The organism is Salinicola peritrichatus (assembly GCF_003206715.1).
Taxonomy (GTDB): domain Bacteria; phylum Pseudomonadota; class Gammaproteobacteria; order Pseudomonadales; family Halomonadaceae; genus Salinicola; species Salinicola peritrichatus.
The window spans coordinates 1-23945 of record NZ_PZJU01000060.1; the positions used below are offsets into that span (position 1 = coordinate 1).

The 23945-nt window shown below is 64.4% G+C and carries 21 protein-coding genes; 6 read left to right on the plus strand and 15 right to left on the minus strand.

The genetic code is table 11. The features are described from left to right. Positions 1 to 549: substrate-binding domain-containing protein (locus tag DOM57_RS18900; protein WP_162619597.1), on the minus strand; the 549-nt coding region annotated here is incomplete at its 3' end. A 14-nt stretch (positions 550 to 563) separates the two neighbouring features. Here DOM57_RS18900 and DOM57_RS18905 point away from each other — a divergent pair. After that, positions 564 to 1817: an IS256 family transposase gene (locus tag DOM57_RS18905; RefSeq protein WP_110650739.1), complete on the plus strand. Its 1254-nt coding sequence runs from the start codon at positions 564 to 566 to the stop codon at positions 1815 to 1817. Between the two features lie 328 nt (positions 1818 to 2145). Here the strand turns inward: DOM57_RS18905 and DOM57_RS18915 are convergent, their stop codons facing one another. The 9 genes from DOM57_RS18915 to DOM57_RS18955 all read right to left on the minus strand — a co-directional run bounded on the left by DOM57_RS18915 (position 2146) and on the right by DOM57_RS18955 (position 12498). After that, positions 2146 to 2997, minus strand: a complete 852-nt coding sequence (locus DOM57_RS18915; protein ID WP_110650741.1) for a helix-turn-helix transcriptional regulator — start codon at positions 2995 to 2997, stop codon at positions 2146 to 2148. Positions 2998 to 3231: 234 nt separating this feature from the next. Continuing rightward, the gene (locus DOM57_RS18920; protein WP_110650742.1) at positions 3232 to 4494 is read right to left on the minus strand and encodes a benzoate/H(+) symporter BenE family transporter; all 1263 of its coding nucleotides are present in this window, start codon (positions 4492 to 4494) and stop codon (positions 3232 to 3234) included. 60 nt (positions 4495 to 4554) lie between these two features. Beyond that, positions 4555 to 5358 carry an enoyl-CoA hydratase/isomerase family protein gene (locus DOM57_RS18925; RefSeq protein WP_110650743.1) on the minus strand — a complete coding sequence of 268 codons (804 nt, stop codon included), beginning with the start codon at positions 5356 to 5358 and terminating at the stop codon, positions 4555 to 4557. A 33-nt stretch (positions 5359 to 5391) separates the two neighbouring features. Further along, complete coding sequence (locus tag DOM57_RS18930; protein WP_110650744.1) at positions 5392 to 6921, minus strand: AMP-binding protein; 1530 nt, start codon at positions 6919 to 6921, stop codon at positions 5392 to 5394. Then, positions 6909 to 7430: a (2Fe-2S)-binding protein gene (locus tag DOM57_RS18935; RefSeq protein ID WP_110650745.1), complete on the minus strand. Its 522-nt coding sequence runs from the start codon at positions 7428 to 7430 to the stop codon at positions 6909 to 6911. The genes DOM57_RS18930 and DOM57_RS18935 overlap by 13 nt, the downstream gene beginning before the upstream one ends. Beyond that, complete coding sequence (locus tag DOM57_RS18940) at positions 7411 to 8274, minus strand: FAD binding domain-containing protein (RefSeq protein ID WP_110650746.1); 864 nt, start codon at positions 8272 to 8274, stop codon at positions 7411 to 7413. Before DOM57_RS18940 ends, DOM57_RS18935 begins: the two co-directional genes overlap by 20 nt. After that, positions 8271 to 11273 carry a xanthine dehydrogenase family protein molybdopterin-binding subunit gene (locus DOM57_RS18945; protein ID WP_110650747.1) on the minus strand — a complete coding sequence of 1001 codons (3003 nt, stop codon included), beginning with the start codon at positions 11271 to 11273 and terminating at the stop codon, positions 8271 to 8273. The genes DOM57_RS18940 and DOM57_RS18945 overlap by 4 nt, the downstream gene beginning before the upstream one ends. 193 nt (positions 11274 to 11466) lie before the next feature. Beyond that, the gene (locus DOM57_RS18950) at positions 11467 to 11952 is read right to left on the minus strand and encodes a YajQ family cyclic di-GMP-binding protein (RefSeq protein ID WP_110650748.1); all 486 of its coding nucleotides are present in this window, start codon (positions 11950 to 11952) and stop codon (positions 11467 to 11469) included. A 60-nt stretch (positions 11953 to 12012) separates the two neighbouring features. Beyond that, positions 12013 to 12498 (minus strand): GNAT family N-acetyltransferase, encoded by a 486-nt coding sequence (locus DOM57_RS18955; RefSeq protein WP_110650749.1) that lies wholly within the window; start codon positions 12496 to 12498, stop codon positions 12013 to 12015. Between the two features lie 212 nt (positions 12499 to 12710). Here DOM57_RS18955 and DOM57_RS18960 point away from each other — a divergent pair, with 212 nt between their 5' ends. Next, positions 12711 to 14198, plus strand: a complete 1488-nt coding sequence (locus DOM57_RS18960) for a RimK family protein (protein WP_110650750.1) — start codon at positions 12711 to 12713, stop codon at positions 14196 to 14198. An 18-nt stretch (positions 14199 to 14216) separates the two neighbouring features. On the opposite strand, the gene DOM57_RS18965 is transcribed toward DOM57_RS18960, so the two are convergent. The 5 genes from DOM57_RS18965 to DOM57_RS18985 all read right to left on the minus strand — a co-directional run bounded on the left by DOM57_RS18965 (position 14217) and on the right by DOM57_RS18985 (position 18419). Then, positions 14217 to 15077 (minus strand): DUF2797 domain-containing protein, encoded by an 861-nt coding sequence (locus DOM57_RS18965; protein WP_110650751.1) that lies wholly within the window; start codon positions 15075 to 15077, stop codon positions 14217 to 14219. Beyond that, entirely contained in the window at positions 15065 to 15331 is a 267-nt protein-coding gene (locus tag DOM57_RS18970; protein ID WP_110650752.1) for a YeaC family protein, read from the minus strand. The genes DOM57_RS18965 and DOM57_RS18970 overlap by 13 nt, the downstream gene beginning before the upstream one ends. Before the next feature lie 16 nt (positions 15332 to 15347). Next, positions 15348 to 16211, minus strand: a complete 864-nt coding sequence (locus DOM57_RS18975; protein ID WP_110650753.1) for a rhomboid family intramembrane serine protease — start codon at positions 16209 to 16211, stop codon at positions 15348 to 15350. A gap of 314 nt (positions 16212 to 16525) precedes the next feature. After that, on the minus strand, positions 16526 to 17536 hold the full coding sequence (locus DOM57_RS18980; protein WP_110650754.1) for a metallophosphoesterase: 1011 nt from the start codon (positions 17534 to 17536) through the stop codon (positions 16526 to 16528). A gap of 1 nt (position 17537) precedes the next feature. Beyond that, positions 17538 to 18419 (minus strand): NAD(+) kinase, encoded by an 882-nt coding sequence (locus DOM57_RS18985; RefSeq protein ID WP_110650755.1) that lies wholly within the window; start codon positions 18417 to 18419, stop codon positions 17538 to 17540. Positions 18420 to 18757: 338 nt separating this feature from the next. On the opposite strand from DOM57_RS18985, the gene DOM57_RS18990 reads away from it, so the two are divergent. From DOM57_RS18990 to DOM57_RS19005, 4 genes are all read left to right on the plus strand, one after another. Continuing rightward, complete coding sequence (locus tag DOM57_RS18990) at positions 18758 to 19123, plus strand: hypothetical protein (RefSeq protein WP_110650756.1); 366 nt, start codon at positions 18758 to 18760, stop codon at positions 19121 to 19123. Positions 19124 to 19133: 10 nt separating this feature from the next. Continuing rightward, positions 19134 to 21242 (plus strand): pyrroloquinoline quinone-dependent dehydrogenase, encoded by a 2109-nt coding sequence (locus tag DOM57_RS18995; protein WP_239496325.1) that lies wholly within the window; start codon positions 19134 to 19136, stop codon positions 21240 to 21242. 177 nt (positions 21243 to 21419) lie between these two features. After that, positions 21420 to 22715 (plus strand): DUF3100 domain-containing protein, encoded by a 1296-nt coding sequence (locus tag DOM57_RS19000; RefSeq protein ID WP_110650758.1) that lies wholly within the window; start codon positions 21420 to 21422, stop codon positions 22713 to 22715. 59 nt (positions 22716 to 22774) lie between these two features. Then, positions 22775 to 23935, plus strand: coding sequence for a M20 aminoacylase family protein (locus tag DOM57_RS19005; RefSeq protein WP_110650759.1), 1161 nt, complete (start codon positions 22775 to 22777; stop codon positions 23933 to 23935). Positions 23936 to 23945 lie beyond the last annotated feature (10 nt).

Here is a 23945-nt window from a genome sequence, read left to right on the forward strand (position 1 = left end):
TGGGGTCCACTTCACGATGAGTGTCGGATAAGGCGCCGACTTCGTCTGTTGTAAGTTCGGCATCGGCAGCCCTTCGGCCTTACGAATAGTATATTGTACTATTAGGCGTCCCATTAGAATTGAGGGTTCCGTGCTATTGGCGAGCAAACTACCGTCCTCGAGCAAGGGAAAGCTTTTCTTCACAAGGGTACTCGTCACGACACCAACATCAAGATGACGCTGCTTGACGGCCTGAGCAGCACCCATGCCCAGTGAAACCTGCGGTGTAAAGATAAATTTCGCGTCCGGATTTCTCTGCAGCAAGTCGGAGGCCTGCGACAGGCCGTAAGAGATGCTCACCGCACCGCCTACGGGCCCCTCGACCAGATTGAGCCCTGGGCAATCCGCGACCGCTTCCTTCAACCCTTCTTCACGCAAGTGCGCCCACTCCCCCCCCGCCGGTCCGGGAATCGACAGTACCTTGAGAGCTATGGTGACATCTGGTGTATGGGAGGAGGTAGGAAGGATGGCGTATCCTGTTGATTGATCTCGCCAGATCACAATCAACACGGAATGGATACGCCATGACCGATTCTACCCTCCGAGCTCTTTCACAACCAGAACCCCAGGCCACTGACCCGCTGCACGAGCTGCTGCGCCAAGGTGCCCGTGACCTGATCGCCAAGGCCGTCGAGGCCGAGTTGACCACCTTCCTGGCGCAGTATGCCGATCAGCGGCTCGACGATGGGCGCCAGGCTGTGGTCCGCAACGGCTACCTACCTGAGCGCACGGTCCAGACCGGGGTCGGGGATGTCAGCGTGCAGGTGCCCAAGGTGCGTGACCGCAGCGGGGGTGGCGCTCGCTTCAACAGCAGCCTGCTGCCGCCCTACCTGAAGCGAGCCCGCAGCATCGAGGAGCTGATCCCCTGGCTCTACCTGAAGGGGATTTCCACCGGCGACTACCAGGAGGCCCTGGCGGCGCTGCTGGGCGACCAGGCCAAGGGGCTGTCGGCCAACACGGTGTCACGACTCAAGAAGCAGTGGGAAGACGAGCATACCAAGTGGCGGAAGCGAGACCTGGCCGACCGGCGCTACGTCTACTGGTGGGCCGACGGTGTGTACAGCAACGTCCGCATGGATGACCGCCTGTGCCTGTTGGTAATCATCGGTGTCACCGAGCATGGCCGTAAGGAGCTGGTGGCCGTCGAGGACGGCTTCCGCGAGTCGGCGGCCAGTTGGGAGACCCTGCTGACGGGCCTGCGAGAACGTGGCCTGACCACGACCCCAAAACTAGCGGTGGGCGACGGTGCCATGGGGTTCTGGGCGGCGCTGAGCAAGATTTACCCGGAAACTGACCATCAGCGCTGCTGGGTCCACAAGACAGCTAACGTGCTGAACAAGCTGCCAAAGTCGGTACAACCCAAGGTCAAGGCTGACCTCCATGACATCTGGATGGCTGAGACCCGCGACCAGGCACACCAGGCCTTTGATCGCACGGTGAAACGCTTCGAGGCCAAGTACCCCAAGGCGATGGCGTGCCTGGTCAAGGATCGGGACGAACTGCTGGCGTTCTACGATTACCCGGCAGAGCATTGGGTGCATATCCGCACCACCAACCCGATCGAGTCGACCTTCGCCACGGTCCGTCTACGGACCAAGCGCAGCCGGAACTGCGGCTCCCGGGCGACGACCCTGGCGATGGTCTTCAAGCTGCTCCAGAGCGCCGAGAAGCGCTGGAAGCGCATCAAGGGGTTTAGAAAGCTGGTGCTGGTCGTGAACAATGTCCGGTTCCGGGATGGAGAGCAAGTAGCCGATCAATCAGACAGGAATGCGGCCTGACCGCCATCCACCAGATTTGACGATAACTCACGGCAGGGTCTGTTCAGTCCAAAGGCTATATCGCCTAAAGGGCGTCACCTACACGAATTGGCCATGGCGGCAACCACTTCGACGTAACGTCACATCCCGCTGATGACGCAGCATATCCAGCTCGGTGATCTCCTCCTCGAGGCGGTGGGCATCGATGTGGCGGAACAGGGCCTGCGACGCCGGATCAGGCCAACAGCGACGATGGTCAGCATGGCGCAGATCAGTATCAGCACGGCCTGCAAGCTCCCCGCGGCCGGGAAACGGCACGATCGCCAAGCTCGGCCGTCGACGCGATGCATTAGCGCGAATAGTCGTCCATGACCCGCTGGTACTGGCTCGGCGCGGCCCCGATGTGGCGGCGAAAGAAGCGCGTGAAGTGGCCTTGCTCGGAGAAACCCAGTGCCAGGGAGAGCTCCCCCAGAGAGCCTTGACGATTATCGGACAACCATTGAAAAGCCGAGCGCATCCGCCCCATGTTGGCCAGCATCTGCGGTGTCATGCCGGTGGTCTTCTTGAACAGCGAGTAGAAGTGCGCGCGCGACAGCCCGCACTGGCGGGCGATGGCGTCGAGGTCCAGTTCGCCGGGCGGCGCCTCGAGAATGATCCCGGTCGCGCGTCGAATGCGAGCATCGTAGAAGTCGTTGGCGAGCCCCGCCTTCAAGCGGGCCAGATGATGCCAGTCGGAGTGCTTCTCCACGATCGAGATCAACAGCTCGAAAAGCATACTCTCCATCTTTTCCCGCGGTTTGGGGCCGAAACTCAACATCTCGTCGATCAATATATCGGCCTGGCGCCGCATGCGCGGCGTGAGTTCGATACATGGCTGCGAGAAGAAATCGGGGCGTGCACTGGTCGAAAGATCGGTCTGCAACGCCGCCAGCCAACGAGGCTCGATGTAGAGCGCCAGAATCACGCTTTCGGACTCACCCGCCTGGTGATCGTAATAGTGAGGCTCCCAGGCGTTCACCAGCACGGCGGTATTGTCGGTCAGCGGCAGGCGGCGACCGCGAACCGAAAAGAAAGTGTTCCGTCCGGTCGCCTTGAGCAGCACATGGCATTCCGAATGCGCGTGCGGCACCAGCGGTTCGTCCATGTCCAGCAGGGCGATCCGTCCGAATCCTCCATGAAATATCCGATAAGCGTTCGACATAATGTTTCGGGCTTACCTGCGTTGCCTCCTGGGCTGGTAGCCTACCATTCCGGCGGACCCGCAAGAGCGGTATTGAACGAAAGGCGGATTCGGTTCGACGCCGTTGCGTCGCGGCCATCCCAGTGACGACACAAGGCTTCGAACAGGACGTGCCGTGCCGAAAACGCAGGCGCTGTCACGGCGCCAACGCCATCGCTCTCCCTGGCTGGAGCGACACCCGCCGAGACGTCATGCTCACGCCGAATCGATCGATTGCCGATGTTTCCGTGTCTTCGCTGCTTCGCCGAGCAATTCCGACACCACGATTCCCGCCACCAGGGCCCAGAAAGGCGAGCTGATACCCAGCAGACTGAGCTTGCTCATGGCCACGACCAGGGCAACGAAGGCGCCGACCTGATAACCGACCGACTTGGTGAAGGCCTGCTGGAACGCCGCCAGCAACACGCCGATCATCGCCACGCCGGCAACGCTGGCAATCAATGCCTTGGGCAGCGCGAGAATCAGCGGCACCGCCATTCCCGCGAACAGGCCGAAGAGACAGAACAGCACCCCATTGACCAGGGTGGCGCCAAAGCGCTTGTCTCGATCGTCGCCGGCCTGCTCGGAGGCGCAGATCGCGGTCATCGGCCCGGCGATATTGGCGTTGTGACCACCCAGCGCGCCCGCCACGATGCCACCGATGCCGCTGATCACCGTCATTGCGTTGACCGGTGGCCGGTAACCCTCGGCCATCAACACGCCGGTGGCCTGGGCGTTCTCGGCGCCGATCACCAGCGCCGCCAGAGGCACCGATATCGAGATGAAGGCGTCGAACGAAAAATGCGGCAGCGTGAACTGCGGCGCCACCATGGCGATATCCACGTTGGCCGACTGCACCGCGCCACTGAAATAAGCCACGACGAAACCGACCACCGCGGCGACCAGAACCGGCGGCACCGAATTCAGGAAGCGGGACGCCAGAAAAAACGCGGCGAGTGCCGTTCCCGCGATCAGTGGCGCCGTGCCGACGGATTCCACGGCACCCACGCCGAACCGGATCAATGCCCCGGCGATCATCGCCATCACGATCGGCATCGGCAGCCAGCGCATGATGCGACCGATCAGCCCGCTGATACCGAGCAGCAGCACGATGACGCCGCTCATGATGAAAGCGCCGACGGCCTCGGCAAACGGAATCGAGACCAGGGCGACGCTCATGATGGCTGCACCTGGAATCGAGTAAGCGCCAGTGATCGGCTGGCGGTACCGTATTGCCATGACCAGGCTGATCAGCCCTCCCAGGAAATAGACCGCGAACAACCAGGCCACGGTCTGGCCATTGGTCAGGTGACCAGCGTTCGCTGCACTGATCACGATCAATGCCGGCCCGGAGCAACCAAATAGCGCCGCCACTATGCCGGCACTGATGCTCTTGACCGAGAGCGCCCGTGGTAGTTCCTGCCAGAATCCGGACCGGCGGTCCGCTGGTTGCGTGGACTGAAGCTGCTCGTGAGACATGGCGTGGCTCCTCGTGATTGTTATGTTGCCCATCGATGCAGGCGGATCCGTCGCGAGGGGCTACTCTCCGCGGAATACCGCCTTGCGTTTGGCGTGGAATGCCTCGACACCCTCGCGGAAGTCGTTCGAGCTGCGCAGGCGGCTGTAGCAGTGCCCTTCCATCTCGATGGCGACCGAGAGCGGTGCGTCTTCGTTGTCATTGATCAGCTTTTTGGCGGTGCGCTGGGCCAGCGGCGAGAAACGGCGCAACTCGTCGACCAGCGACTGCGTGGCGCCTTCCAGCTGGTCGTCCGCCACGCACTCGGTGGCGATGCCCCACTCCAGCGCCTGGGCCCCCGAGATACGCTTGGCGCGCATCACCATGTGCTTGGTACGGGTGATGCCGATGATCTTCTGCAGCCGTGCCGAGCCGCCCGAGCCCGGAATCTGACCCAGGTTCTGCTCCGGCAGGGCGTATAGCGTGGTTTCGGATGCGATACGAAAATCGCAGGCCAGCGAGAACTCGAAACCGACGCCGAAGGTGTAGCCGCGGTTGACCGCGATCACCGGCTTCTCGCAGCGCGCCGGCGCCGCCACGTTCCACGCCAGCTTGGAGACGTGCTCGGGCGAGGCTTCGAGGAAGCCCTTGATATCGCCACCGCTGGAGAAGTGCTCGCCTTCCCCGCGCAGCACGATCACGCGCACGCCGTCGTGAGCGTCCAATGCCTCGAAGACCTGGCGCATCGCCTCGCGCTGGGGCATGGAGATCACGTTCAGCGGTGGCCGCTTGAGCACGATGTCCGCACGCTCGCGATCGGTGTCGACATGCACCTCGAAGCCATCGAATTCGGAAGCCAGGAAGTCCTGTGGAGAGTGTTGGTTCATTGCATTTTCCTCTTGGAATCGTTCGAAAGCGGATTAACTGGCCTGCGCCTGGTCGGCGCGCTCGGCAAGCAGCACGCGGCGCAGCACCTTGCCGACGGCCGACTTGGGAATCTCTTCGACGAAAACGTAACGGCGCGGGCGCTTGAACCGCGCCAGTCCGGCGTCCACGCAGTGACGTCCCAGTTCCTCCTCGCTGATCGGCTCGCGACACTTGACGAAGGCGGCGACGACCTGCCCCCACTGTTCGTCGGGCAGGCCGGCGACGACGACCTCCTCGACCTTGGGATGCAGCGAAAGCACGTTCTCGATCTCCGCCGGGCTGACGTTTTCGCCGCCGGTGATGATCAGGTCGTCGACCCGACCGGTGACGAACAGGTCGCCATCGGCATCGAAATAGCCGGTATCGCTGGTGAAGTACCAGCCCTGCTTGATTGCCTTGGCATCGGCATCGGGGCGCCGCCAATAGCCCTGGAAGGCCTCGTCGCCGGCGAGATCGGCGATGATCTCGCCCTCTTCGCCGGGCGGCAGCACCTCGTCGGGCGATTCGGCGCTGACCCGAACGACGCGGATGCGCTGGTTGAGCGAAGCGCGACCGGAGGACCCCGGTTTGCGGCTGGCACGCTGGTCGATGGTGAAGGTGTAGATCTCCGAGCAGCCGTAGTGATTGACGAACAGACTCGGCTGGAAAGCTTTCTCGACCCTGGTCATCAGACCGGCGCTCATCGCGGCGCCGGCAAAGCCGATCTTGTCGACGCTGGCGACCCGCGAAGGTGAAAACCCGGGATGCTCGATCAGCATGTGATAGAGCGTCGGCACCAGATAGAGATTGGTGACGCCCTCGCGTTCGATCGCCTCCAGCGTCGTTTGCGGATCGAACTTGGGCACGCACACGAAGTGGCCGTCGATCAGCGTCATGGCCAGCAGCGAGCGCACGCCCATGGTGTGATACAGCGGCATCACGCCGAGCGTGCATTCGTCGTGGCGATAGAGATTCTGGGCGACATGGGCCAGCGCCGCGGCGCGCTCGGCCCGATGGGTGCGCGGCACGCCCTTGGGCTTGCCGCTGGTGCCGGAGGTGTAGAGCATCAGCGAGACATCTTCCGGCGCGGCGCGCAGGATCGTCTCCCCCGGCGCTCCCAACAGCGCCTCGAACGGCGTCATGCGATCATCCCGGGCCTCATCGACGACGATCCGAGGCAAGGCTTGCGCCTCGCGGCAGGCCTCGACCGCCTCGCGGCCGGAAGCGTCGTAGGCCACCGCGCGAATGTCGCCGTTATCGAGGCAGTAACGCACGTCCTGCGCACTCGAGCGCCAGTTGATCGGCGTCACAACGATGCCGGCGAACTGGCAGGCCCAGTGCAGCGTCGCCATCTGCCAGCGGTTCTGCATTACCACCAGCAGTCGATCGCCCTTGCCCAGTCCCAGATTCTCCAGGCCCCGCGCCGCGCTCTGAATGTCCTCGAACCAGGCGGCGTAGGTGCGTCGGAAAGCCCCGTCGGACACCGCCAGCGCCTGCGGGCGGCGCTCCACCGTGGCAAGAAAACTGCGACCTAGATCGAACATGCGTCGTTCTCCCGTCGATTGGCTTGCTGGCGAGCGCGCGCGACCTCCAGCACGGCCCGGACGATGCCGGTATAGCCGGTGCAACGGCACAGATGCCCCGAAAGCATGTCGCGCACCTGTGCCTCGCTCGGATCGGGCACGCGGCCCAGAAACTCGTGGCACGACATCAGGATGCCGGCGGTGCAGAACCCGCACTGCAGCGCGTGATGCTCGCGAAACGCGCGCTGCAGATCGTTCATTTCTTCGTCCCCGGCCAGCGACTCGACCGTCTCCACGCTGCGGCCATCGGCCTGCACGGCGAGCATCAGACACGAGCGGGTCGCCCGGCCGTCGACCAGCACGGTGCAGGCACCGCAAACGCCGTGCTCGCAGCCCACGTGGGTGCCCGTCGCGCCGAGCTCGTGGCGCAGGAAATCGCACAGTTGCATGCGCGGCTCGGCACGGCCGCTGCGCTCCCTGCCGTTGAGCCTGAAGGTCACGCGATGCCGTTCATCGCCTCGCACGTGCATCGGCACTCTCCTCTACGGCTTGCTGTTCGAAAGTCGGCGCTTCCACGATCAGGCGACGCCCCAGTTCGCGGACCAGGTGGCGCCGGTAGGCGGCGCTGGCATGGACGTCATCCTGAGCTCCCAGCGACCACGCCAGGTGATTGAGGGCATCGTCGAGGTCGCCCTCTAGGGACAGCGTGCGCACGACCGGCCGGTCGGCGACGCCACCCACGCCGAGGCGCACTTCCGACTCGCCGATGTCGGCGGCCAGTGCGACGATGGCGAAGTCGCCATGGCGCATGGCGACTTCGCGGAAGCGATAGGCATGGCCTTCGCGCTTGAGTGGAAAACGCACTTCGGTGATCAGTTCGTCGGGACGGCGCGCGGTGGTCAGCACGCCCTGGAAGAAGTCCGCGCCGGCGACCCGCCGCGATTTGCCGCGGCGCGTCTCGAGCACCACCTCGCCGCCCAGCGTCGCCAGGCACAGCGGCAGCTCGGCGCTGGGATCGGCATGGGCGATGGAACCGCCGACGGTTCCACGGTTGCGTGTCTGGAAATGCCCCACCCACGGCAAGGCCTGCGCCACCAGCGGCAACTCATCGGCCAGGGCGGCGTACTCCAGCAGTTCGGCCTGCGTGGTCGCGGCACCGATCGCCAGGTGATCGTCGCGCCGCTCGATGTAGCGCAGTTCGTCGATGGCGCCGACATCGATCAGTATTCGCGGCTGGGCCAGGCGCATGTTGAGCACCGCCATCAACGACTGGCCGCCGGCGACGAGGCGGGCGTCGTCGCCGGACTCGATCAGCCGGTCGATGGCTTCCCGCCGCGTTTGCGGACGGTAATAGTCGAAAGCGCACGGTTTCATGACTTGCCTCCGCCCTTGCCGAACCGGCCCAGCAGGCGCTGCAGCAACGGCTGGCGAACCCTGCCGCCGCTGACCCGTTGCGATAGCCGCGAGAAGATCTGACCGATGATCATCTTCGAGGCGCTGGAGAGCATGCGTCCGCCGACCGAGGCGATCTTGCCGCCGATCGTCACCTCGTAGTCGTAGTCGAGCCGGGTATGGCCGCCCTCGATCTCGCTCAGGCGGATCCGCGCCGCGCCGTCGGCATTGCCCATGCCGCTGCTGCCGGCGCCGGAGAGGCGCAGCGCGTGCGGAGGATCGAGCTCGCTCAGCTCGACGCGGGCATCGAAGCGCGCCCGAATCATGCCCACGCCGACGGTGACATCGGCGCGGTAGGTGTTCTCGCCGGTGAGCTCCAGCGCATGGCAACCGGGAATGATCGCCTGCAGCGTGGCGGGGTCGAGAATGCTGTCGAAGACTTGCCGGGGCGAAGCGGGAATCTCGACGCTATCGCTGGCGGTCAATTTGGAACCGCCGCCGGCGGCCGCATCCGCTGGCTCTTCGCCGACGCCTTCGGGGCGCGCGGGTTCGTCGATGCCCAGCAGCGTGCGCACCTTCGAGGGCGTCAACGGCAATTCGATGGCGCCCGGGTCGACGCCTTCCCCCAGCGCATCGGCCACCGCGTTGGCGATGCACACCGGCGTGCTCATGTTGTTGCCTTCGCCGACGCCCTTGGCGCCGAGCGGCGTGAACGGCGACGGCGTCTCCATGTGCAGGATCACCGGCTCCGGCACTTCCACGCTGGTCGGGATCAGGTAGTCGGCCAGCGTGCCGGAGGCGAAGCTGCCGTCCTCGCCATAGCGGAACTCCTCGTAAAGCGCCGCGCCGACGGCCTGGGCGAAGGCGCCGCGCACCTGTCCGTCCACCAGTTGCGGGTTGAGCATGCGGCCGGCATCGTGCAGCGTCACGTAGCGATCGATACGTACCTGGCCGGTGACGGCGTCGATCTCGACGCCGCAGTAGTCGAAGATGAAGCCGTAGCAGAGCGAGCTGTTGATGCGTTCGTCATCGTCCGGCGCGGTCAGTTCGGCGGGGGTCCAGAAGGCCGTCTCGCGCAGGCCGCCGGCTTCGCTCTCGGGCAGCGTGCCCGGCGCCCAGTGGGTGGCGCCGGCGAGGCGGTGGAACGAGGCGGAATGCGCGCCATCCAGGGTGAACACACGGCCTTCGGCAAAGCGCACGTCGTCTTGCTCGACCCGCCACTGCGCGGCGGCAATCGCGGCCAGGCGCGTGCGAACCTTGAGCGCGGCCTTGTGTACGGCGCCCGCCACCGCGCCGGCGAAACGGCTGGAGTAATTGCCCGAGGCGATCGACCAGGCATCCTTGCCGGTATCCAGTTCGACATCGACGCGTATGGCTTCGATGGCGATACCGAGCACCTCGGCCACGACCTGGGCGACCACCGTGCGATGGCCCTGGCCCTGCGGCGTCGAGGAGACGTGAACGCTGACGCCGCCGAGCGGATCGACGCTGATCGTCGCGGTACTCACCGCACCGTTCTTGGGCCCGGCGCGACGCCGCTCCTCCGGCGTCATCGCCATGGTGATGTAGCCCATGTTGGAGATCGACGGCTCCACCGCCACGCAGTAACCGATGCCGTAGAGCCGGCCTTCGCGGCAGGCGGCGTCGCGGCGCGCACGCAACTCGGCGAGGCCACCGTGTTCGACACCCAGCTCGATGCCATGTGCGTAATCGCCCGAGTCCAGCAGCGCTCCGGCGGCACAGCGGTAGGGAAAGGCATCCGCGGGGACGAGATTGCGCCGGATCACTTCCAGCGGATCGAGGTCGAGCTCGATCGCGATCCGCTGCATCAGGCGCTCGAGGGCGAAGTACACCTGCGGGCCGCCGAAGCCGCGGTTCAGCCCGCTCGGCGTCTTGTTGGTCATCACGATGCGATTGCGAACCGCGAGATGGGGAATCGCGTAGGCGCCGGTGAGATTGCCGTGCATGCGATAGGTCGTGGCCGGCTCGGGTGCGCGCAGGTAGGCACCGCAGTCGTCCAGTTGGTCGAAGCACAGCGCGGACACCTGCCCTTCGCCGTCGAAGGCGGCGTCGATCGTGGTGACCCGGTTGGTTGCCGACGAGGCTCCCTGCAGGTGTTCGAGGCGATCCTCGACCCACTTGACCGGCGCCCCGACCTTGCGCGCCGCCAGCGCCATCGTCACCACATAGGGAAAAACGCCCTGCTTGATGCCGAAACTGCCGCCGGAATCCGCTGGCGTGCGCAGGCGCAGGCGATTGCCCGGCACTTGCAGCGCCCGCGCCATCACCGAATGGATCGCGAACGGCCCCTGGAAATTGGCCATCACGTCGTAACCGCCCTCGGCGGCGTCGTACTGGCCAACCACGACGTAGCACTCGATCGGCGTACAGGAACTGCGCGGGTAGCGCACCTTGAGCGAGAGCGTGCGATCCGCCGTCCGAAATGCAGCTTCCGGGTCGCCGTAGCGGAAGTGACGATCGTTGACCACGTTATCGCCCACGGCATCGTGCAGCAGCGTCTCCCGGTCGCCGGCCGCCGCTTCGGGATCGACGAGCGCGGGCAGAATCTCGTATTCGACCTTGACCGCGTCCAGCGCGTCTTCGGCGAGGTAACGATCCTCGGCGATGACGACCGCCACCGGCTCGCCGACGTAGCGCACCTTGTCGACCGCCAGGCACCAGTGCTCCATGGGCTGGCGCACTCCGACCGCAAACGGTGACGCCCAGCGCTTGACGTCTTCGCCGGTCAGCACTCCGCGCACGCCCGGCAGGCCCAGGGCCGCCTCGATCGCGACCCGCTTCAGTCGTGCATGGGCATGCGGCGAGCGCACGATGGCGGCGTGAAGCGTGCCCGGCGGCACGGCGAGATCATCGGCGTAACGTCCCAGGCCACGCAGCAACGCCTCGTCCTCGACCCGCGCCTGGCGCTTGCCGATCAGCGAACATGACTGCTCGTCGCGAAGCGAAACTTCTGTATTCATCGATGACTCCTCGATGGGCGTGACCACATGGCGAGGAGTCTAGGGAGAGCAAGAGCGGCAGGCATTGCCGCTGAATATGGCGTTTGATGCCGGAGTCTACGGATTTGCCCGAGAGTCTGATTTCGCGACTAAAGTCTAATGACGACAATGACTTAGTTGGCGCAAAGGCATTCGACGTTGGTCGCAAGCGGTCTCAATCGCGGAAGTTGTTGTACTGCAACGGCAGATCGGGGCCGTCCTCGCCCTTCAGCAAGGCGATCGCCTGTTGCAGGTCGTCGCGCTTCTTGCCGCTGACACGGATCTTGTCGCCCTGGATCGCGGCCTGAACCTTGAGCTTCGAATCCTTGAGCAGTTTGACGATCGCCTTGGCATCGGGCTGCTCCAGCCCTTGCTTGAGCTCGACCTGCTGGCGTGCCTTGACCCCGGAAGTCTGCGCCTCCTTGATCTCCATGCAACGCGGGTCGATACCGCGGCCGATCAGCTTGTTGCGCAGCACGTCGATCATCTGCTGCAGCTGGAACTCGGCGTCCGCCTCGATCGAGACGGTCTCGCCCTCCAGCGTGAAACTGGCATCCACGCCGCGGAAGTCGAAGCGGGTCTGGATTTCACGATTGGCCTGGTCGACCGCATTGGTGGCTTCGTGGCGATCGAACTCGGATACGATGTCGAAAGACGGCATGCTATTGATTCCTATATCAAAAAAGTCTCTGGCCAAAAAATTCGTCGGCAACCCAGCGGGTCATTCGGCGGACGCGACATTCGTCGCCTCGATGGCGTCGAGCCGCTTGTCCATCCGCCAGGCGGCACAGCCGTCGGCGTAGTAATCATCGAGCCAGCGATGGGCAACGAATCCCATGCGGCGATAGAGCCCCATCGCCACCCGGTTGTCGGCGCGCACCTCCAACGCCAGGCGCTGGCTGCCCCGCTCCCGCGCGGCAGCCTCGAGCGCCTGGAGCAGTTCCCGGCCCAAACCGCTGCCGCGGGCTTCGGGATCGACGCAGAACGAGTAGAGCCGCGCCGTTCGGCTGTTGCGCCGGAACAGTAGCGTACCGTAACCGATCACGCGCTGGTCGTCGGTCACGGCAATCAGCGTCCGTGCATTGGCACGGGAGAGCAAGTGGGCGAGTTGCCGGCGACTGAAGCGGTCGCCTTCGAAGCAGCGTTCTTCCAATCGATACAGGGCATCGCAATCGGCCGGCTGGCCGGGGCGGAGGGTGCGAAGCATGAGTGGCGCTCGTTCCACAGCAATTCGGTGTGATCCCGGCGCGAACCGGCAGATGAATCCGTCCGGCCCGCCGTGGGCGGCTATGATGAAATTATTTCACGGCGGCAACCGCTTGTCGCGATTCTCCGGCCAGCGCATGCTGGCGCCACGAAAAGCGCCGTTCGGAAAGCGCAAGCAGCCCCGCCAGGCACGCGCAGAGGAGCCACCGATTGATGTCACGCCTGCGTATCGTCGTCGACCGATTGGCCGACTGGCAGCCCTACTATCCTTCCGACGATCTGATCGCTGCGGCGGACTTTCTGGCACTGGATGGCGCGGCGAGCGCCGACGATGCCAGCCATGTGATCAACCTGTGCGCCAACCTCGACTATCTCGAGACCGGCTACTATGTCTCGCTGCTGGCCCAGGCTCACGATCAGCGCGTGCTGCCGAGCGTGGAGACGCTCAACCAACTATCGCGCAAGGCGCTGATCGACATGCAGCTGGCCTCGATCGATCCGCTGCTGCTGGAGCTGGATCGTCGCGGCGCCTTGAGCGGCGATTCGCTGACGCTGCGCGTGCTGTTCGGCGAGTGCCGCGAGCCGGAACTGCAGCGTCTGGCCCGGCGGCTGTTCGAGCGCCTGCCCCTGCCACTGCTCGAGGCCCGTTTCGAAAAGCGCCAGGGCGCGTGGCGACTGGCCCGGCTCAGGCCGTTGGCGCTGACGGCGCTCGCCAACAGCGAAGAGGATCTGTTCGCCAGCGCCCTGAATCGTCATTCGATGAAGGTCTGGCGCACGCCGCGGGCACGCCGCCGCTATCGCTTCGACCTGGCGATCCTGGTCGACCCGCAGGAGAAACTGCCGCCGAGCAACAAGGGCGCGATCAAGCGTTTCATTCGCGCCGGACGCAAGCTCGGCATCGACGTCAGCCTCATCACCCACCGCGACGCCGGCCGCCTGGCGGAGTTCGATGCGCTGTTCATTCGCGAAACCACGCGGCTCGATCATCATACCTACCGCATGGCCAAGAAGGCCGAGCACGAAGGGCTGGTGGTGATCGACGACCCGCAGTCGATCCTGCGCTGCACCAACAAGATCTATCTCCACGCGCTGCTGGGGACCCACAAGATCCCCGCGCCTCGCGGCCGCCTGTTGCACCGCAGCGATATGCGCCAGCTCGGCGACAAGCTTGCCGGCCTCCACTATCCGCTGGTGCTGAAAGTGCCGGATGGCGCCTTTTCCCGAGGCGTGGTCAAGATCCGCTCGCGCGGCGAGCTGGAGGCCGAAGCGCCGTGCCTGTTCGAATCCTCGGCGCTGCTGCTGCTGCAGGAGTGGCTGCCGACCGATTTCGACTGGCGCATCGGCGTGCTCGACGGCCAGGTGCTGTTCGCCAGCCGCTACTTCATGGCACGCGGCCACTGGCAGATCTACGATCATTCCAGCGGCAAGACCCGTAGCGGCGGCTTCACCACCCACGATCCAGCGGAAGTACCGGTGCCGGTGGTCAAGGCCGCGCTACGCGCCACCCGGTTGATCGGCAATGGGCTCTACGGCGTCGACCTCAAGCAGATCGGCGAACGCGTGGTGGTAATCGAGGTCAACGACAATCCTAACCTGGATGTCGGAGTCGAGGACGTGGTGCTCAAGGATGCGCTCTACGAGCGAGTGATGGCGGTATTCCTGCAGCGGATGGAACGCCGACTGGAGCGCAAGCCGGCATGAAGTGAAACGCCGCCGGCCTCAGGCGGCGTCGACGTCGATCCGGTAGCCGGCGAATTTGCGCAGGTTGATCACCCCGCGATCCAGAATCAGGTACTGGCCCTTGAGCCCCATCAGGGTGCCCTCGACCAGCGGCGTCTTGTCGAAGTTGAACGACACGATCTTGCGCGGCCACTCGAGCACCGGATAGTCGATCGCCAGCGGCCGCGCATCGTCGATGGGCCGAATGGCACCCTCGCCGAAACGCTCGCGCAACGCCGCCAGGTCCGGCGCCAGCGCGCCCAGCAATCGATCCCTTTCCGCCATCAGGTCGAGCGGCTCCACTTCGCCCTTGAGCATCGCCCGCCAGTTGGTGCGGTCGGAAACCCGCGACTTGAACAGCGTCTCCACCAGCCCGGACTGCTGCCGGGTGTCGACTTCGAGAATCGGCAGCGCCTGGATCGCGCCCTGGTCCAGCCAGCGTGTCGGCGTGTTGGTGCCGCGGGTGATGCCCACCTTGAGCCCCGAGGCGTTGGCCAGATAGACGAGGTGCGGACGAAAGCAGTGGCGCTCGCCCCACTCGGGCTCGCGGCAGGTGCCCTTGAAGTAATGGCAGGTTTCCGGCCGCACGAGGCATAGATCGCACTGCGCCAGCGTGCTGAAGCAGGGGTAGCAGTATCCCTGGCCGAAACTCTTGCGCGTCGCGCGACCGCAATGGACGCAGTGAATGGCACCCGTATGGTGCAGGCGGATCCGTTGCCCCAACTTGGCATTGAGCGCCAGATGCTGCTCACTGGCGCGCAAGCGGTAGTCGGCCGTACCGGAAGCGGGCAGCCGAATCTCCAGTTTGCGCAGTTGGCCGCTGACGCGCTCGCCGGGCTCCGTCAGGATCAGTTGATCCATTTGACTGCCGCTTCCTCCGCGGACGAGTGGCTTCCCGAGGCACATTCGTTGCGCTCCAGGTAGCCGACCCGCTGCTCGGCGGGGACATCGTGGATCATCTCGTACTTGATCACCGCCTCCAGACAGAGCTCGGTCTGCTCCGCGCTCAAGCGGCGGCCATCGGGCCACTTGCGCAGTTGAATCGCCTGCTTGAAGTTCTCGTACATCGCCGGCGTCATCTGCGCGACCATGCGGTCGAAGTTCATCTCGTTCATGATGTTTCTCCTGCGTTCACGATCCATTGCCCGAACCGCCATTCGCGACCGAGCGGCTGGCGAACCAGCCGACGATCAACCCGACCAGCAGCCCGCCGAGATGGGCCTCGTTGGCCACGTTGCCGAAGCCGATCGTGCCGGCCAGGTCGGTCATGGTAAAGACCATCCACAGCAACATGAACACGACCAGCATCTGCGGCACGAAGTAGCCGCTGCCGGGGCGTCGACGCGACATCAGCCAGACGTAACCCAGCAATGCATAGTCGACGCCGGACATGCCGCCGAACAGCACCGTACCGGTCAGGTATTGCGCCAGGTTGGACACGACGGCCGCCACGACGACGATCAACCCCAACCTGCGCCAGCCCTGGATCGACTCGATCTGGCGACCGAAGTACCACAGCCAGAGCATGTTGAAGATCAAGTGCATCCAGCCAAAGTGCAGCAGCGCCGGGGTGAAGAGGCGCCAGATCTGGCCGCTGGTCAAGGTGGTACTCAGATCCCCGGCCACGAGCCGCTGCCCCACCACCTCCAGCGGAACGATGGTGAGGGCGCGGACAAGGATATCGCCGGCAAACATCATGGCCAGGAACAGCGCAATGCAGACGGCAATGAGTCCGGCCGCCAGCGGCGCCTGGCCGAAAGCCTGATCGGCGATGCTGGGCCGGCGCGGCGGCGCCGACGGCCTCGCGCTGCTCAGTTCGCCCCGATGCCACAGCTCGATCAGGCGCGCGGCCTCGTCGCGTTGTTTCGGGTTGGCCAGCCACAGGATCTGCTGACCCTCCTGCTGGGTGAAGCGATGACCGATATGGTGCGCCCACAGCGCCTGTCGCAGCGGTCGCGTATCGAGGTCGCCTGGCAAGGCGAGAAGTTTGTACATGAGATTTCCGACCACTTGCCGAAAAGACCCGGCCCGACTCGCGAGAAGCGCGACGACGACCCGCTGACCCGCTGTTCATTTTACCGGAGCCCATTCTACAGGTGCCAAAAAGAAAAATCCGGCGGGAGGGCCGCCGGATAAGAGCAAGGGATCATTCAAGGGAACACTGCGTTTGAGGCGGTTCCGAGTCGAGAGTTCCAGCGCGTGGCGAAAAAAATCCCGCTTTTTTCGCATTGACCTGGTGTAAATACAAAAAATCCTGCCAAATCAGGCACAAGAAGCGATGTAAAAAAATGCAAAAATCGGATCGGAGGTTATTCACCTCGCGCCCGGGGGGTGACGTCGGAAAAACCGGCGATGCTCTCCGGCGTGACCCGCACCCACACGAAGCGATCGGCATCGAGCCGTTCCTCGCCGTCCCAGCGGTAGGCGACCAGACGCCCGCATTTGACGGCGCTGTAGTCCAGGCAGGCGATGTTGGCCCGCGGCAGTGCCGGTACGCCCCTGCACCAGTAGTGACCGATGAACAGCGGCGGCGCCGTTTCCGGATACCAGCTCAATCGCTCGCGCTCGGCGTCGCTCAGCGGGCGATCTTCCAGATCGTGAGGCAGATTGTCGGGCTGGAACACCACGTCGCCATAGGTCCCGGGATTCCGGCACCAGAAATGCGTGCGGAACGAACGTCGCGTGAAGCCGTCCCCCGAACGAATCTCGACACCCGGCGGCAACGGTATCTGGGTCCCGCGAGTCAGCCGGTCCATCACCCGGTGGGCGAAACTGCCATGGCGGGTCGACTCGACCAGGAATTCGCGGTCGATCCGGCCATCCGGGTAGCGCTCGAGCAGGCGCGTGACCAGGGGCTCGTCCCAGCAGGCGTGAACCACGCGCATGCCGTCGAGTTCCAGGCACAGCGGCAGCGTCAGGAACCAGGCGAGATAGCTCTCCCACTCCAGAGGATATTCGTGAAACTGTTCCAGCGTGCGAGCGATGATCCGATTGTTGCGCGGGTTGTGGTCACGCAACCATTCCCGCGCGTGCCCGCTCGGTGCTTCCAGACAGTAGGCAAGCGCGTTGTATTCGTGATTGCCCATGACGATCTGCGCTTCGCCGGCATCCACCATGCGCTTGGCGACCGATACCGCCAGACGAATATTCGGCCCGCGGTCGATCAGGTCGCCGAGAAAGATGACCTTGCGCCGCGGATGGCGATAGACGCCGTCCTCGTCACGATAGCCGAGTTTCTCGAGCAGGCGCACCAAGGTGCGTCCGCAGCCGTGCACGTCGCCGATCAGGTCGTAACCGTCGAGCCCTGCCTGCAATGCCATCTCAGTCTCCCAGCCTGCTGCTCCAACCCAGTTTGGAACGGCAGGCTTCGAAGAAGCTGTGCCCACGCGGGTGAATCAATGTCAACCGCTGCGCCTTGCGGCGCACGTAGAGCACGTCACCGGCCTTGCACACCACGCGGGTCTGGCCATCGCAGCTGACATGCGGATAGGTCTGATTGATGTCGCCGATGTGGATGCGGATCTCGCTGGCGGCATCGATCACGATCGGCCGGCTGGAGAGGGTATGCGGGAACATCGGCACCAGCGTGATCGCCTCCAGGCTGGGGTGGACGATGGGACCGCCACCGGAGAGCGCATAGGCGGTGGAACCGGTGGGCGTCGCCATGATCAGGCCATCCGAGCGCTGCGAGTAGACGAAGCGGTCATCGATGAACAACTCGAACTCGATCATCCGCGCCGCCTTGCCCGGGTGCACGACCACATCGTTGAGGCTGGAGCCGGTACCGATGAGTCGCTCGCCACGATAGAGTTCGGCGTCGAGCAGGAAGCGGCGTTCGCTGTCGTACTGCCCCTCCAGCACCTCGGCAACCTTCTGTTCGACCTCGTCCGGCGAGATATCGGTCAGGAAACCCAGCCGGCCGCGATTGATGCCCAGTACCGGCGTGGCGCTGTGACATAGCGCCCGCGCCGCGCCCAGCAGGCTGCCATCGCCTCCCACCACGATCACCAGGTCGCACAGCGTACCCAGCTCACGCCGTTTGGCTTCGCGGTGATCATGCCCCAGCAACAGCGCCGCGGTACGATCCTCGATCACGATCTCGAGCCCGCGCCGCTCGAGAAAGATCACCAGACGCCTGAGGGTCTCGACGACTTTGTCGCTGCCCAAACGGCCAACCAGGCCGATGGTGTTGAAGGAATCCATGCAACTTGTCTCTCGCGGCGTGACGGCCAGCCATTATGCTGGCTGGCTCATATCGCGGCAAACGGGACCTTCAGTACTACATTCAGCACTGTGGAGGAAGGTTTCCCTCGATATGTGCCGGCGGCAACCGCTGCCTTTTGCCCCAACGCCCAGCACAATATTTTTTGCTGCCAATTATCCAATAGTATGATTTTTTTACTATCATACCGAGCAAGCGACAGACTCAATGTCGCTCACTGCCCTGTTTCGTTCGTGCCTTTGACTTGGTGCAATACCAAGCCACTGTCGAAAGGGCATCATTACGTCTCTCAAGGTCTTTCAAGGAGAAATATAACGTCATGCCACAATCTCGATCATCCAGGTTGGGCACGATAGTGCTCTTCGTGGCCTCGCTCGCGGGACTCGCCATCGCGCTTTATGCCTATTTCACGCCGCTGACCGGCGTCACCGGCACGCTTGGCGCGCTGGTCGTCATGCTGGCCTGCATCGTGCTTGCCATCCTGGCGCTGACGCTGCGTGTCTCCTCCTCACGCGGTGCCCGCATCGGCTGGGGAATCATCACGCTACTCGGCCTGATCGGCACAGGCTTCGCTGCGCTGTTGCTTCACCAGTGGTGGATCGTGGTAGCCATGGTGGTGGGCCTCGTCGGCCTGATCGCCAGCATAGGTTGCCCCGTCAGTCACGATAAATCCGCCACCGCTTGAGGAGTTCCCCATGAAACCAAGACTCATGGCGCACGCACTCGGTAGCGTTACCGCCCTGGCCCTGCTGATGGCGCCGATGACGTTGCTGGCACAGGACCAGGCCCCCCAGGCTTCGCAGGGAACGCAAACCGAAATCGACCCTCAGGCCGCCGACCAGCAAGATCCCGGCACGACGAAAGCGACCGATGCCGCCAGCGACTCGAACGATGCAGACGCGCCGTCGGCGCAGACGGCTTCCGCCGATCGTGAGCCGATTCCGCTGGTCCCGAACAGCACCGATTGGTCCAGCTTCCACGGCCAGTTGAACGCGCAGAAGTACAGCCCGCTCGATCAGATCACCGCGGACAACGTCGGCGATCTGGAAAAAGTGTGGGAATACCACACCGGTGACGTTGCCGACGGCTCCGGCGACACACCAGCCACCGTCTGGTCCGCCACCCCGGTGTTCGTCAACGACACCATGTATATCGGTACGCCTTTCGGCCGGTTGATCGCGCTGGACCCGGGCACCGGCGAGGAAAAATGGAGTTTCGACAGCAAGGCTCCGCTCAAGGCATTTACCCAGCCGGTACTGAAAAACCGCGGCGTCGCCTACTGGCAAGCCGAGAACCCCGTCGAAGACGAGTCGTGCCAGAAGATCGTCTACATGGGCACGGGAGATGCCAAGCTCTACGCACTGGACGCCGATACCGGCGAACGCTGCGCGGACTTCGCCGACAACGGCATGCTCGACGTCAATCAGTGGAACGACATCAATGCCAAGTATCCACTGTCACTGCTGCAGCCGCCGACCGTGGTCGGTGATCACATCATCTTCGGCTGGGCCGGCAAGGACTGGGCTTATCAGGAAGCGCCCCCGGGCACCGTGTTCTCCGTCAACGCACGCACCGGCGAACGCGAGTGGACCTTCGAGGCCATCCCCGAAAGCATTCGCGAGAAGAGCGGTACCGCCAACGTGTGGACCCAAATGTCCGCCGACGAAGAGCATGGCCTGATCTATCTGCCGGTCTCCTCGCCTTCGCCCAACTACTGGGGCGGCAACCGCCCGCTGGATTCCATCCCGCTCGGCACCTCCACCACTGCGCTGGATGTCGATACCGGTGAGGTGGTGTGGTCGCGCCAGTGGGTGCATCACGATATCTGGGACTACGACATCAACGCCGCGCCGACGCTGATGGATATCACTGTCGATGGCAAACAGGTTCCGGCGCTGATACAAGCGACAAAAATGGGTTTCCTGTTCGTCGTCAACCGCCTGACCGGCGAGGACGTATGGCCGATCGAGGAGCGTCCTGTCCCCGGCGGCGATGGCTCCGTGGAAGGCGAATACTATGCCCCGACGCAGCCGTTCCCGACCAAGCCGGCTCCGCTGCTCGACCAGTCCGAGAAGCCCAAGATCTGGGGCCTCGCCGATATCGTGAGCGGCGGTCAATGTTCGCGCCTGTGGGACAACCTCTGGTATGAAGGCATGTACACCCCGCCGACGACCAAGGGCGAAGGCACGTTGACCTATCCGGACAGTGCCGGTGGCGTGCAGTGGGGCGGCGTGGCCTTCGATCCCGAAAGCCAGACCGCGATCGTCAACGTCTCGCACATCGTTCAGTACCTCAAGCTCTATTCCCGCGAGGACTATGAGCAGGCGGCCACGGGAGCGGGCAACGAAAGCGGTTTTGCCCCGCAGGAAGGCGCACCCTACGGCATGCGCCTGGAAGTGGCGCTGAACTGGCTCGGCATGCCCTGCTGGGAGCCGCCGTTCGGCGAGATCGTCGCGCTCGACATGCATACCGGCGATGTCAAATGGCGTCGTCCGATCGGCGCCTCGCAGCAGTACGGCTTCTTCATGCCGGAACGCTGGGGCTCGCCGACCATCGGTGGCCCGGCGGTGACGGCCGGCGGCGTGGTGTTCATTGGCGCCTCGATGGATTCCAAGGTCCGCGCCTACTCGCTCGAAACCGGCGAAGAACTGTGGGAAGACCAGGCCGAGGCACCCGCCGTGGCCAACCCATCGGTCTATGAGTACAATGGCCGCGAGTATGTCGCCTTCGTTGCCGGCGGCAACACCATCCTCAAGGACCAGGTTGGCGATCAGGTGGTGGTCTACGCCCTGCCGCAAGACTGACCAGGTTGAAAACCACCGATGCGGGGTAGGCTACGGCCTACCCCGTTTTTTTGACGGACGCCATTCCGGCCTCGCCCCTCGTCACAAAAAACAGAACACCCGAGCGCTTTCATTCGATCACCATCCCTCCCGATACTCGGTCGATAACCTCTCCACCAACAATAAAGAGGTCACTCGATGGCTCTTTCCGTCCTCCTCAATTGGCGCCTGCATCTACTGGTCGTGGTCCTGTCGCTGATCAGCGAATGGATCGGCATCCTCAAGATTCCGCTCGGACCGGGCACACTGCTGCTGTTGCCGCTGTTCTATGCCTTCATTCTGGGCGTGCTGCTCAATCCGCATCTCTTTTCCGGCACGCGTCGGCTGGTACCGGAAAGCGTCAGCCGGGCCGCCACGCCGCTGATCCTGATCTCGATCATGCCGTTCATCGCCCGCTTCGGCTCGACCATCGGGCCGGCCATCGAGCAGCTGATCGATGCCGGACCGGCGCTGGTACTGCAGGAACTGGGCAATCTCGGCACCATGCTGATCGCGTTGCCGGTCGCCGTGCTGCTGCTCAAGATGGGGCGCGAAGCCATCGGCGCGACCTATTCGATCGCCCGCGAACCCAATATCGCGATCATCTCCGACAAGTACGGCTTGAAAGGACCGGAAGGCATCGGCGTGATGGGTGTCTATGTCGTCGGCACCATGTTCGGCACGCTGTGGTTCGCACTGATGGCCGGCTATCTCGCCTCGCTGGAACTGTTCGATCCACGCGCCCTGGCGATGGCCTGTGGCGTCGGCAGCGGCAGCATGGTCGCCGCCTGCTCCGGCGCCCTGGCCGGTGCCGTGCCGGCCATGGCCGATGACCTGCTCGCCTTTGCCGGTGCCAGCAATCTGCTGACCTACGCCACCGGCCTCTACGTCTCGCTGTTCATCGCCCTGCCCGTCGCCGAGTGGCTCTACCGCCGGCTCGCTGGACGAGCGCACGCTGCCGGCGGCGTCGACGCCGCGGCTAGCGAGACCCCTTCGGTGCCGCCGGTGACCGAGGAACGACCGGAGCAGCATCTCGCCAAGACGGCGGTGGTGCTCGCCATGGCCTGCGTCGTTGCCTGGATCGCCAACACCATCAACGGCGCCTCGCTGATCGCTGCCTTGCCGGGCATGCTGATTCTCTATGCCATGACGCTGATCGGGCTGGCGATCACCCGCGTCGCACCGTTCTACCTGCCCAGCGTGGCCTGGGTATCGCTGGTCAGCATCGTGATGACCCTGCCGTTCTTCCCGGGCAACGACTGGATCGTCGACCAACTCGCATCGGTCAATTTCCTGGCCATCGTCACCCCGGTGCTCGCCTATGCCGGCCTGGCGCTGAGCCGCCGCGAATTCACCATGTTCCGCCAGACCGGGTGGAAGCTGATCATCGTCTCGCTGCTGGTATTCACCGGCACCTATGTCGGTTCGGCCGTGGTGGCCCAGCTATTGCTGTAATCGGTTTCCTTCATTCGCAACGGGCCATGGCGCATGGCCCTGATCAACCGGAGATGCGCATGAACCGCCCCGTCTCTTTCCCCGACCCGCAAACGCTGAGCGCATGGCGTCACGACTTTCACCGTCATCCGGAAATCGCTTTCGAGGAACGACGCACGCAGGGTCGCATCGTCGAAATCCTGCGCGAGCAGGGCCTGGCGCCGGTCACCGGCCTGGGCGGTGGCACCGGCGTCGTCGCCACCATCGAGGGCAAGCGCGGACCGGGGCGCAGCATCGGCCTGCGCGCCGACATCGATGCCCTGCCGATCGAGGAACTCAACGACTTCGACCACCGCTCCACCCTCCCCGGACGCATGCACGCCTGCGGGCACGACGGCCATACCACGATGCTGCTGGGCGCGGCCTGCGCCCTGGCACGCGACCCCGACTTCGCCGGGCGTGTCCACTGCATCTTTCAGCCCGCCGAGGAGAGCGAAGGCGGCGGCCGGGTGATGGTCGAGGAAGGGTTGTTCGAGCGCTTCCCGATGGAAGCGGTCTATGGAATGCACAACTGGCCCGGACTGGCGGTGGGCGAAGCCGCCGTCCACGACGGCCCGGTGATGGCGGCGTTCGATGTCTTCACGCTGCGCCTGAGCGGCCGGGGCTGCCACGCGGCGATGCCCCACCTGGGCACCGATGTGGTGCTTGCCGCCTGCCAGTTGGCGACGCAATTGCAGGGTCTGATCAGCCGCGAGACGCCACCTCACCAGGCTGCGGTGCTGAGCATCACCCAGTTCCACGCCGGCGACGCCTACAACGTGATCCCGGAAACGGTCGAGCTGCGCGGTACCGTGCGCTGTTACGACGCCGCGCTCAAGGCCCGGCTGGAGCAGCGCTTCCGCGACGCCGTCGACGCCACCGCCAGGTTCCACGGGCTCGAGGCGGAGTTCGACTATCAAGCCCGTTATCCGGCGACGCTCAACAGCGCCGAGCACGCCGCACGCTGCGCCGAGGTACTCGAAACCCTGCCGGGCATTCGCCGGGTCCATCGCGACCTGCCGCCGAGCATGGGCTCGGAGGACTTTGCCTTCATGCTCGCACGCTGTCCGGGCGCTTACATCTGGCTCGGCAACGGCGACAGCGCCGCCCTGCACAACCCGGCCTACGACTTCAACGACGCCATCGCACCGCTGGGCGTCGCCTACTGGCAGGCACTGGTGAGGTCGCTGCTGGCCGAGTGACATCGCACGG

Bases quoted from the DNA above. Each gene is read 5' to 3' on its own strand.
- DOM57_RS18905 (WP_110650739.1), top strand. From the start codon at position 564: ATGACCGATTCTACCCTCCGAGCTCTTTCACAACCAGAACCCCAGGCC.
- DOM57_RS18915 (WP_110650741.1), bottom strand. From the start codon at position 2,997: ATGTCGAACGCTTATCGGATATTTCATGGAGGATTCGGACGGATCGCC.
- DOM57_RS18920 (WP_110650742.1), bottom strand. From the start codon at position 4,494: ATGTCTCACGAGCAGCTTCAGTCCACGCAACCAGCGGACCGCCGGTCC.
- DOM57_RS18925 (WP_110650743.1), bottom strand. From the start codon at position 5,358: ATGAACCAACACTCTCCACAGGACTTCCTGGCTTCCGAATTCGATGGC.
- DOM57_RS18930 (WP_110650744.1), bottom strand. From the start codon at position 6,921: ATGTTCGATCTAGGTCGCAGTTTTCTTGCCACGGTGGAGCGCCGCCCG.
- DOM57_RS18935 (WP_110650745.1), bottom strand. From the start codon at position 7,430: ATGCACGTGCGAGGCGATGAACGGCATCGCGTGACCTTCAGGCTCAAC.
- DOM57_RS18940 (WP_110650746.1), bottom strand. From the start codon at position 8,274: ATGAAACCGTGCGCTTTCGACTATTACCGTCCGCAAACGCGGCGGGAA.
- DOM57_RS18945 (WP_110650747.1), bottom strand. From the start codon at position 11,273: ATGAATACAGAAGTTTCGCTTCGCGACGAGCAGTCATGTTCGCTGATC.
- DOM57_RS18950 (WP_110650748.1), bottom strand. From the start codon at position 11,952: ATGCCGTCTTTCGACATCGTATCCGAGTTCGATCGCCACGAAGCCACC.
- DOM57_RS18955 (WP_110650749.1), bottom strand. From the start codon at position 12,498: ATGCTTCGCACCCTCCGCCCCGGCCAGCCGGCCGATTGCGATGCCCTG.
- DOM57_RS18960 (WP_110650750.1), top strand. From the start codon at position 12,711: ATGTCACGCCTGCGTATCGTCGTCGACCGATTGGCCGACTGGCAGCCC.
- DOM57_RS18965 (WP_110650751.1), bottom strand. From the start codon at position 15,077: ATGGATCAACTGATCCTGACGGAGCCCGGCGAGCGCGTCAGCGGCCAA.
- DOM57_RS18970 (WP_110650752.1), bottom strand. From the start codon at position 15,331: ATGAACGAGATGAACTTCGACCGCATGGTCGCGCAGATGACGCCGGCG.
- DOM57_RS18975 (WP_110650753.1), bottom strand. From the start codon at position 16,211: ATGTACAAACTTCTCGCCTTGCCAGGCGACCTCGATACGCGACCGCTG.
- DOM57_RS18980 (WP_110650754.1), bottom strand. From the start codon at position 17,536: ATGGCATTGCAGGCAGGGCTCGACGGTTACGACCTGATCGGCGACGTG.
- DOM57_RS18985 (WP_110650755.1), bottom strand. From the start codon at position 18,419: ATGGATTCCTTCAACACCATCGGCCTGGTTGGCCGTTTGGGCAGCGAC.
- DOM57_RS18990 (WP_110650756.1), top strand. From the start codon at position 18,758: ATGCCACAATCTCGATCATCCAGGTTGGGCACGATAGTGCTCTTCGTG.
- DOM57_RS18995 (WP_239496325.1), top strand. From the start codon at position 19,134: ATGAAACCAAGACTCATGGCGCACGCACTCGGTAGCGTTACCGCCCTG.
- DOM57_RS19000 (WP_110650758.1), top strand. From the start codon at position 21,420: ATGGCTCTTTCCGTCCTCCTCAATTGGCGCCTGCATCTACTGGTCGTG.
- DOM57_RS19005 (WP_110650759.1), top strand. From the start codon at position 22,775: ATGAACCGCCCCGTCTCTTTCCCCGACCCGCAAACGCTGAGCGCATGG.